8 protein-coding genes are annotated in these 13,257 nt (G+C 72.9%); 6 read left to right on the forward strand and 2 right to left on the reverse strand.

What is annotated here, in order from left to right; genetic code table 11:
• Positions 1–14 precede the first annotated feature (14 nt).
• The 5 genes from ACZ4VA_RS32795 to fxsT all read left to right on the forward strand — a co-directional run bounded on the left by ACZ4VA_RS32795 (position 15) and on the right by fxsT (position 10,211).
• On the forward strand, positions 15–1,337 hold the full coding sequence (locus tag ACZ4VA_RS32795; RefSeq protein ID WP_468083606.1) for an MFS transporter: 1,323 nt from the start codon (positions 15–17) through the stop codon (positions 1,335–1,337).
• A gap of 777 nt (positions 1,338–2,114) precedes the next feature.
• Positions 2,115–2,312 (forward strand): FxSxx-COOH cyclophane-containing RiPP peptide, encoded by a 198-nt coding sequence (gene fxsA / locus ACZ4VA_RS32800; protein WP_355790202.1) that lies wholly within the window; start codon positions 2,115–2,117, stop codon positions 2,310–2,312.
• Between the two features lie 23 nt (positions 2,313–2,335).
• Complete coding sequence (locus tag ACZ4VA_RS32805) at positions 2,336–4,732, forward strand: FxsB family cyclophane-forming radical SAM/SPASM peptide maturase (RefSeq protein ID WP_468083608.1); 2,397 nt, start codon at positions 2,336–2,338, stop codon at positions 4,730–4,732.
• Between the two features lie 179 nt (positions 4,733–4,911).
• Complete coding sequence (locus tag ACZ4VA_RS32810) at positions 4,912–6,165, forward strand: TIR-like protein FxsC (RefSeq protein WP_468083610.1); 1,254 nt, start codon at positions 4,912–4,914, stop codon at positions 6,163–6,165.
• Between the two features lie 77 nt (positions 6,166–6,242).
• Complete coding sequence (gene fxsT / locus ACZ4VA_RS32815; protein ID WP_388904845.1) at positions 6,243–10,211, forward strand: FxSxx-COOH system tetratricopeptide repeat protein; 3,969 nt, start codon at positions 6,243–6,245, stop codon at positions 10,209–10,211.
• Positions 10,212–10,280: 69 nt separating this feature from the next.
• Here fxsT and ACZ4VA_RS32820 read toward each other — a convergent pair whose 3' ends face one another.
• Both ACZ4VA_RS32820 and ACZ4VA_RS32825 read right to left on the reverse strand, forming a co-directional pair.
• Complete coding sequence (locus ACZ4VA_RS32820; protein WP_355794375.1) at positions 10,281–11,141, reverse strand: alpha/beta fold hydrolase; 861 nt, start codon at positions 11,139–11,141, stop codon at positions 10,281–10,283.
• A gap of 390 nt (positions 11,142–11,531) precedes the next feature.
• A complete protein-coding gene (locus tag ACZ4VA_RS32825; RefSeq protein WP_355794374.1) occupies positions 11,532–12,026 on the reverse strand; it encodes an ATP-binding protein in 495 nt (164 codons plus the stop codon).
• A 248-nt stretch (positions 12,027–12,274) separates the two neighbouring features.
• Between ACZ4VA_RS32825 and ACZ4VA_RS32830 the strand changes: the two genes are divergently transcribed.
• A complete protein-coding gene (locus ACZ4VA_RS32830) occupies positions 12,275–13,138 on the forward strand; it encodes a hypothetical protein (protein WP_468083612.1) in 864 nt (287 codons plus the stop codon).
• Positions 13,139–13,257: the final 119 nt, after the last annotated feature.

Here is a 13,257-nt window from a genome sequence, read left to right on the forward strand (position 1 = left end):
ATAGCGTCGAGACCATGACGAACTCCGCCGCCCGGTCCCCGCATCCGGCGCACGGCCCCGGCAAGGGCCGTCGCCTCGTCCCGCCGCCCGGCCCCCGGCGGGTGCTCGCCGCCGCGCAGTTGAGCAACTCGGTGGGGGACGGCGCTTATTACGTCACCTCGGCGCTGTACTTCACGCACGTCGTCGGACTGCCGGCCGGGCGGGTGGGCCTCGGGCTGACCGTCGCCTGGGGAGTGGGCTCGCTCGTCGGCGTCCCCCTGGGGCGGCTGGCCGACCGGCGCGGGGCGCGCGGCACGGCGGTGCTGCTGGCGCTCGCGACCGCGGCGGCGGTGGCGTCCTTCCTCGTCGTCCGGGGCTTCCTGCCCTTCCTCGTCGCGGCGTGCGTCTACACCTCCGCGCAGTCCGGGCTCGCCGCGGCGCGGCAGGCGCTGCTGGCCGGGCTGGTGCCCGCCGGGGAGCGGACCGGGCTGCTCGCCCACCTCCAGTCGACGCTGAACGCCGGTCTGGCGGTGGGCGCCGGTCTCGGCGGGCTCGCGCTGCACGCCGGGACCCGGGGCGCGTACCTCGCGGTCTTCGCCCTGGACGCGGTGAGCTTCCTGCTGTGCGCGGCGGTGCTGCTGCGGCTGCCGCCGGTGCCGCCCGCCGGTACCGGGCACGTGCGCGGCCCCGGGGTCCTGCGGGACCGCCCGTACGCGCTGGTCACCCTGCTCAACACCGTGCTCCTGCTGCGGATGCCGCTGCTCAGCCTCGGTGTCCCGCTGTGGATCACCGAGCGGACCGACGCGCCCGCCTGGCTGGTCTCCGCGCTGTTCGTGCTGAACACCGGGGCGGTGATGGTCTTCCAGGTCCGGGTGTCCCGCGCGGTCACCGGCGTCGCTTCCGCCACCCGCGCGATCCGGCGCTCGGGGTTCGTGATGCTGGCGTCGTGCGCGGTGTTCGCCCTCTCCGCGGGGGCGGCGCCGTGGGTCGCGGCGGCGGTGCTGGTGGCGGGCGCGATCCTCCAAGTGGCCGCCGAGATGCAGCAGTCCGCGGGTTCCTGGCAGCTGGCCTTCGACCTGGCACCGGCCGGCCGCACGGGCGAGTACCAGGGGTTCTTCGGCACGGGCGTCACGGTGGCCCGCACCCTGGGCCCACTGGTCCTGACGGCGCTGCTCGTGGGGTGGGGGACACCGGGCTGGCTACTGCTCGGCGGGGTGACGCTGGCGGCGTCGTACGCGATGGGGCCCGCTGCCCGGCGGGCGGAGGAGCGCCGGGTCCCCGGAGTCGGGTCGGTGCCGTCCGCGGGCGCCGGAAGCGGCGTCCGCCGGGGACAGGCGGCCGGGATGCGGGCGGGCTGAGGGGCCCGGGGCAGCCGGAACGGCACCGGCACGCGGGCGTCCGTGCGGCGGCCGTCCCGGAGCCGGGGGGCGGAAGCGCTGGAGGCGGACGCGCGAACCGCTGGAGCCCGGCCGGAGCTTCGAGGTGCGAACCGCCGGAGCCCGGGACGGGAACCGCCGGAGTCCGGGGAACGGGAACCAAAGGGGCGTCGGGTACGTCCAGAACACCGGGTGCGCGGATCGGTTTCGTCACCCGGAGTGACGGATTCGGGGCGGAAATCGGCCAGGTCCTCAACGGCGCGTCCAGAGCCACTGGAGGCGTGCCGGGGACATCGGCGGTCACCGGGGGCGCGCTCGTGTGCGTCCACGCGGGGGCGGGGCGCCGTCATGCGCTCCCGGGCCCCGGACGTAGAAACAAACCGCCTTTTGCCGTACATGTCCGCAGCGGCCATTACCAAATCTCGGTAAAGTTTCACCGATTATCGCCGGGCGCGCACGGCCGGTTGGCGATCCTCATGACCTGCGAATTGACGGCGTACCCGCGCTCTGACCTCGGTGCCGCCAAAGACGTGTATCGCGGACACCCACCTGGAGTGTGAAGCGTGTCACGTTTGGCTGACTCCCCGCTTTGCTGGTAGTCGTCTGCTCGTGATCAGTGGCCGACGGGACACCTGAGACCGCCCGTCGGCCGTGATGCGTTCTGGCCCGATCTCAACAGGCGGTTTTCCCGTGGGCACGTTTAGTTAGACCTAAGGCTTCACTCCCGTCCGTGCTTACGCACAAGAACATGAGGTCCGCATGAACGCATCCCACGACTCCGCGGTCGAAGAGCCAGGGAAGACGGCCGCCGTCGGCCCGGAACGGATCTCACTGGTACGCCTGGCTGCGCAGAGTAACGGCGCCGCCTCTCCCGCTCTCACCCGTGTCGTGTCGAACGGCGTCGAGCGGCGCGGCCCCGGCCGGGTGGCGGTCGCGGCCTTCAACTCCTCCGTCTGAGCCCGAGGGCAGTCACCACACGTATGTCAGCCATGGGCCGACCACCGCTCCCCTTACGCCAGTTCGTGCTCAAGATGCACAGTCGCTGCGACCTCGCCTGCGATCACTGCTACGTCTTCGAGCACGCGGACCAGAGCTGGCAGGGTCGGCCCATGGTGGCGTCCGACGAGGTCCTGAAGGCCACGGCGGAACGTATCGCCGAACACGCCGCCGCCCACCGCCTGGACACCGTCCACGTGGTGCTCCACGGAGGCGAACCCCTGCTGGCCGGGCGGGCCAGGCTGCGCACCGCGGCCGAGGAGCTGACCCGGGCCCTGGACGGGGTGTGCGCCCTAGACCTGCGGATCCACACCAACGGCGTCACCCTCGACGAGCGGTTCTGCGAACTGTTCGCGGAGTTCGGGATCAAGGTCGGCATCTCGTTGGACGGCGACAAGGCGGCGAACGACCTCCACCGCCGTTACCGCGACGGACGCAGCAGCCACGACAAGGTCGTGCGCGCCGTCTCCCTGCTCAACCGCCCCCGCTACCGCCACCTCTTCGCGGGCCTGCTGTGCACCGTGGACGTCCGCAACGAGCCGGTCGCCGTGTACGAGGCGCTCGCCGAACTCACCCCGCCCCGCGTGGACTTCCTCCTCCCGCACGCCACCTGGGACGAGCCGCCGCTCACCCCCGGCGGACCCGGCCTCGGTGAAACCCCCTACGCGGACTGGCTGCTGGCCGTCTACGACCGCTGGACCGCCGACGGCCGCCCCATGGACGTACGCCTCTTCGACTCCGTCCTCAGCACCCTGCACGGCGGCCTCAGCCTCACCGAGTCGCTCGGCCTCGCGCCCTCCGACCTCGCCGTGATCGAGACCGACGGCACGTTCGAACAGGCCGACTCGCTCAAGACCGCGTACGACGGGGCACCCGCCACCGGTCTCGACGTGCACACCCACACCCTCGACGAGGTGGCCGCCCATCCCGGGGTGGTGGCCCGCCAGCAGGGGCTGGAGGGGCTGTGCGACCAGTGCCGCGCCTGCCCGGTCGTGCGGTCCTGCGGCGGCGGGCTCTACGCCCACCGGTACCGGTCCGGCAGCGGGTTCATGAACCCCTCCGTCTACTGCGCCGACCTGCTGCGCCTCATCACCGACATCCGGGACCGGGACATGGACGAGCAACTCCCGCTCAGCGACAGCCAGTTCACCGACCTCGCCGCGGGCTTCGGCACCGCCGGGACCGTCGATCTGCTGGCCCGCCACCAACTCGCCGTCAACCGCGAGCTGTTGGCGGCCGTCTGGCGACAGAGCCCGCACGACTCCCTCGGCGAGAGGGCCTGGGAGACGCTGGCCACGCTGGACACCGCGGCACAGGAGTCGGTGGACACGGTCCTCGCCCACCCCTACGTACGCCCCTGGGCCGTCGAGGTGCTGCGGGGCGACGCGGGCGACGGCGGCACCGCGGCCATGCGCGGCGTCGCGGAGATCGCCGCCGCCGCCGCGGTGCGCGCCGGACGCCCGGCCCGCGTCACCGTCCCCGTGCACGACGGCGTGCTGCGCCTGCCGACCCTGGGGACCCTGGCGGTCGAGGACGCCACCGAGGCGGGGGTGCGCGTGTCCGGCGACGGCTTCACCGTCACCGCCGCCGGACGGGACCTGGTCCTCCCCTCGAAGGGCACCGGACCCGAGGGCTGGCACGGCAGCCGGCGCCACGAGCTGGACGGCTGGGCGGTCACCGTCGAGGACACGGACCCGCTGCGGGACTGCCACGGCCACCCCGCGCGGACCCGGCTCACCGAGGACGAGGCGGAGGCCTGGCGCACCAACCTCCTCGACGCCTGGGACTGGATCCGCCGCGAACTGCCCGCCTACGCACCGGGGATCGCCTCCGGCCTGCGGGTGATCACGCCGCTGCGGCCCTCCCCCGACGGCTCCGACATCAGCTCCGCGGCGCGCGACGCCTTCGGCGCGGTGGCCATCGCCCTCCCCGCCGGACCGGAACGGCTGGCCCTGCTGCTCGTCCACGAGTTCCAGCACGTGAAGCTCGGGGCGCTGCTCGACCTGACGGACCTCTACGACCCGACCTGCGAGCGCCTGTTCTACGCGCCGTGGCGCCCCGACCCACGTCCGCTGGAGGGGCTGCTGCAGGGCACGTACGCCCATCTCGCGGTGATCGACTTCTGGCGCGCGCAGTGGCGGAGCACCACGGGCGAGCGGTCCCGGGCCGCGGAGACGCACTTCGCCCGGTGGCGGGACCAGACGGCGGAGGCCGTCGAGACACTGGCCGGCTCCGGTGCGCTCACCCCGCTGGGCGAGCGGTTCGTCGCCGGCATGCGGGAGACCGTACGGCGGCTGCTCGCGGACGAGATCGGCGAGGAGGCCCTGCTGGCGGCGCGCAGGGCGGCCGAGGAGCACCAAGCCGTGTGGGCGCCGCGCTAGAGGAGCACGCCGGGTCGCCCTCGGGTCCCTTCCCGGTCTCCCCCGGACGTCCCGCGGGCCGTGACGGAGGCCCGGGCGGAGGGGCCGGAGCGGAAAGCCGGACGTGTTTGTCCTGTTCCACACAGGACTTGTGACTTCCTACACTGGGGTTCCTGTCACGGGATGTCGGGGGGTCATACGTGCAAGCAGACACGGGGAGGGGTCGGGGCGGGAATCCGTTCTTCTTCCTCAGTTACGCGCACACCCCGAAGCACGGCACGGGTGACGCCGACCCCGACGCCTGGGTCAAGAAGCTGTACGACGGCCTGTGCGAGCACATACTCCAGCTGACCGACCTGCCGACGGGGGCCAAGGTCGGCTTCCTCGACCAGGGCATGGCGGTCGGCACCCGGTGGACCGACGAACTGTCGGAGAACCTCGCCCGCTGCAAGGTGTTCGTGCCGCTGTACTCGCCGCGCTACTTCATGAGCGAGCAGTGCGGCCGGGAGTGGTGGGCCTTCTGCCAGCGGCAGATCAGCCGGCGGGTGCGCGGGGCCCCCGCCCGGGAGAGCGCGATCATCCCCGCGTTATGGGTGCCCGTGGAACCCGCCCAGATGCCCCAGGTCGCCAGTGAACTGCAGTTCAACCACGGCGCCTTCGGCCAGGAGTACGCGGAGGAGGGGTTCTACGGGCTGACCAAACTCCGGTATCTCCAGGACGCGTACGAGCGGGCCGTGTACCGGATGGCGCAGCGCATCGTGAAGATGGCCAAGGAGACCGAACTGGAGGAGGGGCAGGTCTACAAGGACTACGAGTCGCTGCCCAGCGCGTTCGGGTCCCTGGGGCACCCGCCGCAGTTCGACATCTCGGTCCTCGCCTGCACCCGCTCCGACTTACCGCAGGGCTGCAAGCCCGACTACTACGGGGACCTCCCGCACGACTGGAACCCCTACCACCCCGAGTCCGCCCAGCCCCTCGGCGACCACGCGGCCGACCTCGTACGGGCCATGGACTACAAGGTCACCATCGGGAACTTCGAGTACGACGCCGAGCGCATGCTGAGCCCCGGACCGCCCAAGGTGCCCGGGCTGCTCCTGCTCGACCGGTGGGCGCTGCACTCCAGCCGGGGCAGGGAGCTCGCGGACCGGCTCACCGAGGACAGCCGTCCCTGGATCAGCGTGATGCTGCCGCAGAACAAGGACGACTCCGTGTCCGCCGAGAAGGAGAAGAAGCTCAAGTCGCTCACGGACCGGGTGCTGGCCACGCGCCCGGGGGAGGACGCCGGGCACCGCTCGCTGAGCGCGGGCATCCGCACGCTGGACGCCTTCGGCAGCGAACTGCAGACGGCCGTCAGACGGGCCGTGCACTACTACGAGGAGCATGCGACGACCTACCCACCTGCGGGACCGCCGACCCGGCCCCCACGGCTGAGGGGACCCAGCGACCTGGGCTAGGACCCCTCGCACCACCGGCACCACCGCACGACCGAAGGGCGACGGAAGAGCGAGCCGAGAAGGCGGAGGGCATGCGCATGACGGAGAACCGCAAGGGCACCGTGATCACGTTCTACTCGTACAAGGGCGGCACGGGCCGGACCATGGCGCTCGCGAACGTGGCGTGGATCCTTGCCGCGAACGGCCACCGGGTCCTGGCCGTCGACTGGGACCTGGAGGCGCCGGGTCTGCACAAGTTCTTCCACCCCTTCCTGAACCCCTCGTTACTGCGCGCCACCCCCGGCCTGGTCAACCTGATCGACGACTACCGCCGCGAGGCCCTGCGCGAGCTGCCCGACCGCTCGCCCGACTGGCACCGCAGCTACGCGCGCGTCAGGCCGCACGCGCTCTCCCTCGACTGGCCCTTTCCCGACAACGGCAGCCTGGACTTCCTGTCCGCCGGCAAGCGGCACCGCGACTACCCCATCGTCGGCAACATGGACTGGGACCACTTCTACGCCAGCTACGGCGGCGGCCAGTTCTTCGACGCGATGCGCGCCGACATGCAGCGCTACTACGACTACACCCTGATCGACAGCCGTACGGGTCTCAGCGACCTGGCGGACATCTGCACCGTGCAGATGCCGCACACCCTCGTCGTCTGCTACACGCTCAGCGACCAGAGCATCGAGGGCGCCGCCGCCGTGGCGCAGGACATCAAGGAGCGGTACGGCGACAAGGGCATCCGCATCCTGCCCGTCGCCATGCGCATCGACCTCGGCGAGAAGGACAAGCTGGACGCCGGGCGTGCGCTGGCCCGCGAGCGTTTCGCCGGGCTGCCCTCCGACCTCCAGGCGGACCAACTCGCCGACTACTGGGCGTCGATGGAGATCCTGTACCAGCCGTACTACGCCTACGAGGAGATCCTCGCCGCGTTCGGGGACCCGCCGAAGTCGGCCAACTCCATGCTGAGCGCCTGCGAGCGGCTCACCTCCGTCATCACCAAGGACCGGGTCAGCAAGCTGCCCGCGATCAGCGAGACGCGGCGGGCCCAGTACAAGGGCGCCTACACCCGGCGCCGTCCCGTGCCGCCCTCGCAGCTGATGCTCTACTACGTGTCCGAGGACCGGATGTGGGCGGACTGGCTGGAGTCGGTGCTGCGCGGCGCCGGCTTCGAGGTGGTGCCGAAGAACGTCCAGACGATGTCCACCGCCGAGATCGGCGCCGACGCCATGCCGGGCGCCACCCACCGGGTGCTCGCCGTGCTCTCGCCGAGCTTCGTCGACTCCCGCCGGGCCCGCGCGGCCTGGGAGGCGGCCGTGCACTCCGGCGGCTCGGAGAAGCGGCAGCAGGCGGTGGCCGTCCGCGTCGACGACGTCCAGCTGAGCATGCCGTACGCCAGCCGGGGCGTCATCGACCTGAAGGGCCTCGACGAGTCGCAGGCGTACGCGGCGCTGCTGACCGGACTCGACCGCGCCGACGCCGTCTCCGCGGTGTCGCCGAGCGCGCGCGGGCTGCGCTACCCGAGCGTGGGCCGGCGGATCTCCAACATCCCCACCCGCTACCGGTGGTTCACGGGCCGCTCCACGATCCTGGACCGGCTGCGCGAGCAACTGGCCACCGGGCGGCCCGGACAGCGTCTGCCGCAGGTGCTGCACGGCCTCGGCGGCGTCGGCAAAACGCAGCTGGCCCGCGAGTACGCCCACCGCTTCATGGCGGACTACGACGTGGTGTGGTGGGTGGACGCCGAGCAGCCGGAGCTGGTGCCCGCCAAACTGGCCGCGCTGGCCCAGCAGTTGGGGGTGGGCGGCGGCGACGTGGGGGAGGCGGCCGAGGCGGCCGTCCAGGCGCTCAGGGAAGGCCAGCCGTACGACCGCTGGCTGCTGATATTCGACAACGTCGAGGACCTGGACAAGGCGCTGGACCTCTTCCCGGACCAGACCGCGCCCGTCCACGACACCGTCTACGGCCACCTGCTCGTCACCACCCGCGCCCGTCCCACCTCGACCCGGGTGCAGCCGATGGAGGTGGAGGTCTTCACCCGCGAGGAGAGCGTGGAGCACCTGTGCCGCCGGGTGCCCGGGCTCAACGAGCACGACGCGGGCCGGGTCGCCGACGCCGTGGGCGACCTGCCGCTGGCCATCGAGGTCGCGGCGGCCTGGCTGGAGGCGACGGCGACTCCCGTCGAGGACTACATCGAGCAGCTGCGCGAGCAGTCCACCCGCGTGCTGTCCGTGAAGGAGGCCGTCGAGGCGGTCGAGTACCCCTCGTCGGTCGGCGCCACCTGGAACATCTCCATCAACCGGCTGCGCGAGGAGTCGCCCGCCGCGGCCCGGCTGCTGGAGCTGTGCAGTTTCTTCGCGGCCGAGCCCATCGCGATGAGCCTGATCGGCAGCGACGCGATGATCAAGGCGCTGCTGCCGTACGACAAGCACCTGCGCGCCCGTTACATGCTCGGCCGGGTCACCCAGGCGCTGAACCGGTTCGCGCTGGCCAAGGTCGACTCGACCGACAACTCCATCCAGGTGCACCGGCTGGTGCAGGCCGCGGTGCGCGAGAGCCTCAGCGACGAGCAGTTCGACGACACCATCCACGAGGTGCACCGCATCCTCGCCGTGGCGAGGCCGCCCGAGGGAGCCGTGGACGACCCCTCGCAGTGGCCCGGGTTCGAGGTCATCTGGCCGCATCTGACGCCCTCGAACATCCGTGAGTGCGCGGAGGAGGAGCCGCGCCAGCTGATGGTCGACCGCGTCCGCTACCTGTGGAAGCGCGGCGAACTGCACGCGGCCCGGACGCTGGCCGCGCAGCTCGACGAGTTCTGGACCACCGAGTTCCCCGACGCCAACGACGAGCAGATCCTCAACCTCCGCTTCGAGCGCGCCAACGTGCTGCGCTCCCAGGGCCAGCACCAGGCCGCCCGCGACCTGGACGAGAAGACGCTCGCCAGCCAGCGCCGGCTGCTCGGCGACGACCACCCCAGCATCCTCATCACCTCCGGCAGCCTCGCCGCCGACCTGCGGGCGCTCGGGCACTTCAAGGAGGCCCTGGAGCTGGACGAGCGGATCTACCGGGGCTTCCGCGAGATCTTCGGCGAGGACCACCCCCGCACCCTCTCCGCCGCCAACAACCTCGGGATCGACTACCGGCTCGCCGGCGACGTCGAGGCCGCCCGCCGGCTCGACGACGACACCCTCCGCCGCCGCACCGCGCTGCTGGGCCCGCTGCACCCCTACACCCTGATCACCAAGGGCCACCACGCCCGCGACCTGCGCGAGCTGGGCGACTTCAAGGGCTCGGCGGAGATCCTGCGCGAGGTGCGCAAGAGCTTCGAGCAGGTGCTCAACCCGGACGTGCCCGAGGTGCTGCGCGCCGACAAGAGCCTCGCGGTCTCGCTGCGCAAGGCCGGTCACATCGGCGAGGCGTTGCGGATCACGGAGGAGGCATGGCAGACGTACGCCCGCTACCGCGACCGCTACGGCAGCACCATCCCGGAGGCGCTGGCGTGCGGGCTCAACCTCGCCGCGGACTACTTCGCCACCGATCCGGCGGGCGGCGCGGGGCGGGCCGTACAGCTGGTCAACGAGGTGCTGGAGGGATACCAGAACTCGTTCGGCGCCGACCACCCGTTCACGATGCAGTGCTTCAACAACCTGTCCATCTACCACCGGGCGCTCGACGAGCCCGAGACGGCGGCCGGACTCGCCGAGCGGGCGCGCTCGACCCTGGCCGCGCGCCTCGGCGACGACCACCCCGCCGTCCTGTGCGCCGGGCTCAACCTGGCGAACGCGCAGGCCGACCTCGGCCTCCACGACCGGGCCGAGCACTGGGAGCGGCTGGCGCTGGAGGGCCTGCGCCGCCGGTTCGGCCCGGAGCACCCCGACGTGCTGGTCACCAAGGGCAATCTGGCGGTGTCGCTGCGCGGACTGGGCCGGGACGAGGAGGCCATGCGGCTCCAGCAGGAGGCGGAGAACGCGCTCGCCCTGCTGCTGGGCGACGTGCACCCGGTGACCGAGTCGGTGCGCGAGTGGCAGCGGGTGGGCCGGGACCTGGAGCCGCAGCAGATCTGACGCGCGGCGGACGGCGGCGCCGGTCCCGCGGACCGGCGCCCCGCCCCGGCCCGCGGGCCGGGTGCGCTCCTACGGGGTGCTGACGGCCCAGCTCAGGATGCGGGTCATCACCCGCAGCGCACCGAAGTGAGCCGCGCCCCGCTCCACCTCGGCGCTCGCCCCGGGAATGTTCCTCGCCAGCCACAGCGTGTGCTGCACCGGCGCGAAGATGTCGTCCTCGCCGTGCCACAGCAGCACCGGCGAGGCGATCCGCGCCAGATCGAAGCCCCAGCCGGTGCTGAACGCCATCACGTCGTCCACCCAGCCGTCCGCCGAGTCCCGCAGCCCCTCGGCGAAGTTGCGCTCCAGCATGTCCTGGATCCCGGCGTCCGCGACGATCCAGCGGTCGGACTCCGGCAGCTTGCTGCGCATCTCCGTGATGGAGCCCGCCGGGTCGGCGACGATCGACAGCGACCGGCGGCCCAGCGTCGTGGTCACCCGGCGCCGGCTGATCCCCGCGTTGACGTACTCGCGCACGTTCGACTCGGTCATGCCCTCGAACCAGTCCAGGCCCCGGGCGTCCCGCGGGGCGAGGCTCACCAGGGCCCCCGTCCGCGTCGTGCGGTCCGGCAGCAGCGAGGCGCAGGCCAGCGCGTGCGGTGCGCCCCCGGAGCGGCCGACCACCGCGAAGCGGTCGATCCCGAGGGCGTCGGCGATGTCCGCCACGTCGGCGGCGACCGCGCTGACCGTACGGCCCGGCTTGCGGTCGGAGTCCCCGTACCCCGGGCGGTCGAAGGTGATCAGACGGATTCCCATCCGGTAGAGCACCGACGGGCGCGGCGCGGGGCCCAGCCGGCTACCGGGCGTGCCGTGCAGCAGGAACACCGGCCTGCCGCCGGGATCGCCGCGCTGTTCCACCGACAGTCGCCGGCCGTCCCCGGCACGCACCATTCGCAGCACTGGCACTCCCCCTGACGCTCTCGGCCGACGGGTCCCGCTCCGGCCAGGATCACCCCCGCGTCCCGCGTCCGGCCGGCCGGACCCGCGGGCCGTGCGATGTCCCCCCGGACACCTCGGCCCGGGCGGCGCGCCCGGGGCATCCCTCGCGGACGGCGTGCGGGGCCTCGGCAGCGTGCAGCCGGTTCGGCGGCGGCCGTTCCCAGTCCCCGCCCGTGGCCGGCCGCATGGCGCGCCGACTCCCGCATCAGGCCAGTATGCAGACGGACCCCCACCGCGCCCAGACCGCGTTCAGCCGCTGTTTTCAAGGCAGTTGGCCGGTGCACCGAACCATCCCCGGGCGCCGCGGGGACCCCGCGGGACCCCGGGCCTGCGCGGGAGCGGTCAGACCGTCACCAGCGGGGTGCCCTCGCGCCACTTGAGGATCTTGTCGAAGCTCACCACGGCGCCGCCCCGGCCCGGCTTGTTGCCGATGTGCACGTGGTCGGCCAGTTCCTGGATGAGACACAGCCCCCGGCCGTTCTCGTCGTCGCTGCGGGCGGCGCGGACCGCGGGACGCGGGGCGTACGCGCCGGTGCGGCCCGCGTCGGCGCCCTCCACCGGGGCGGACGGGAACCCGGGGCCCGAGTCGGCCACCTCGATGCGGCACGTCTCGCCGTCCAGGTAGGCGGTGACCTGGTACGCCTCGGAGGGGCCGCCGGACGCGGTGCCCCCGCCGTGCTCGACGGCGTTGGCGCACGCCTCGCTGAGCGCGAGGGAGAGGTCGTAGGAGACGTCCGGGTCGACGCCCGCCGTCTCCATCGTGCCGAGCAGCAGGCGCCGGGCGAGCGGGACGCTCGCGGCTTCGCGCCGCAAGTGGAGTGACCACCAGATGCTCATGCTCCAGCCTCCAGGCCGCGGCTCGACATACCGTTACGTATTGCCGCCGGGAACGGTGTGCAATCGCCCACACCCCGTGATGCCGCCCATACGGCGGATGCGTACACGCCCAGATCGGTGTATGTGGGGACACCGGGAATCCGCATATGCGCCGGCGACTCCCCCCGAAGCGGGCCCAATCCGGTCGTACGTCATCTTGCGGACCTGCCGTCAACGGAATGGGGTGCCAGTGCGATGATGAGCCCGCCATGACTGCCCCCCACCAGCGCACGGCGCGCTCCGGACGCGACGTCCGGCTTCTGCGGGCCGCGGTGTTCGCCGCGGTCTGCGTCGCGCTGGCCGCGGCGGGCCATGGCATCGCCTCCTGCGCCACGGTGCCGTGGTGGAGCGTGGGCGCCGGTTTCCTCATCGTCTTCGCCGTCGCCGCCCCGCTCGCCGGGCGCGAGCGGGCGCTGCCGGGCATCGCCGCGGTGCTCGCGGTCGGCCAGAGCGCGCTGCACGTGCTCTTCGGTCTCGGCCAGGGCACGGCGATGACCACGACGTCCGGCGGTCCGCCCGCCACGGGCGGTTCCATGGCGTCCATGGCGTCGGGCATGTCGGACGCCTCCCTCGTGGCGCGTGCGGCGCGGGTGGTGTGCGGCGCGTCCGCGGCGGCGATCAGCCCCGCGCAGGCGCAGCGGATCCTCGGCGACGCCCGGATCGACCCGCACGCGGCGCACTCCGCCCCGGCGCAGTCCATGCACCACTCGGCGGACGCCGTGTCGGCCGCGGCCGGCTCGTCGATGTCCGTCCTGCCGTCCCTGCCCATGCTGCTCGTCCACGTGCTCGCGGCCGTCGCCGCCGGCTGGGTGCTGCGACGCGGGGACCTCGCGGTCCTGCGCCTCATGCGGCTGTCCGCGCACGGCGTGGCGGAGACGGCCCTGGTCCGTTCCCTGCGGGCGGCGCTCGCGCTGGTCCGTGCCCTGCGGGCCGGCCTGCCGGGCGTTCTCGGGACTCCACGGGTGGTGCGGACCGCGCCGCCCCCGCCGCCCGCGCCCCACACCACCGCGCTCCAGCACTCGGTGATCAGGCGCGGCCCGCCCCGGGCCACGGTGCTCTTCCTCGCCGCCTGACACGGCGCACCACTCGTCCCGGAGAACCACTCCGTCCCGAGGCGTGCCGCCGTGCGGCACGCGCGCGTGCCCGCCCACGGGCGGGACCGACCCGGGAGGACTGCCTCCGGGCCGGCCCA

This window comes from Streptomyces sp. NPDC028308 (genome assembly GCF_055565855.1).

Coding starts and splice junctions, on each gene's coding strand:
- ACZ4VA_RS32795 (WP_468083606.1), top strand. CDS start 15: ATGACGAACTCCGCCGCCCGGTCCCCGCATCCGGCGCACGGCCCCGGC.
- fxsA (WP_355790202.1), top strand. CDS start 2,115: ATGAACGCATCCCACGACTCCGCGGTCGAAGAGCCAGGGAAGACGGCC.
- ACZ4VA_RS32805 (WP_468083608.1), top strand. CDS start 2,336: ATGTCAGCCATGGGCCGACCACCGCTCCCCTTACGCCAGTTCGTGCTC.
- fxsT (WP_388904845.1), top strand. CDS start 6,243: ATGACGGAGAACCGCAAGGGCACCGTGATCACGTTCTACTCGTACAAG.
- ACZ4VA_RS32820 (WP_355794375.1), bottom strand. CDS start 11,141: ATGGTGCGTGCCGGGGACGGCCGGCGACTGTCGGTGGAACAGCGCGGC.
- ACZ4VA_RS32825 (WP_355794374.1), bottom strand. CDS start 12,026: ATGAGCATCTGGTGGTCACTCCACTTGCGGCGCGAAGCCGCGAGCGTC.
- ACZ4VA_RS32830 (WP_468083612.1), top strand. CDS start 12,275: ATGACTGCCCCCCACCAGCGCACGGCGCGCTCCGGACGCGACGTCCGG.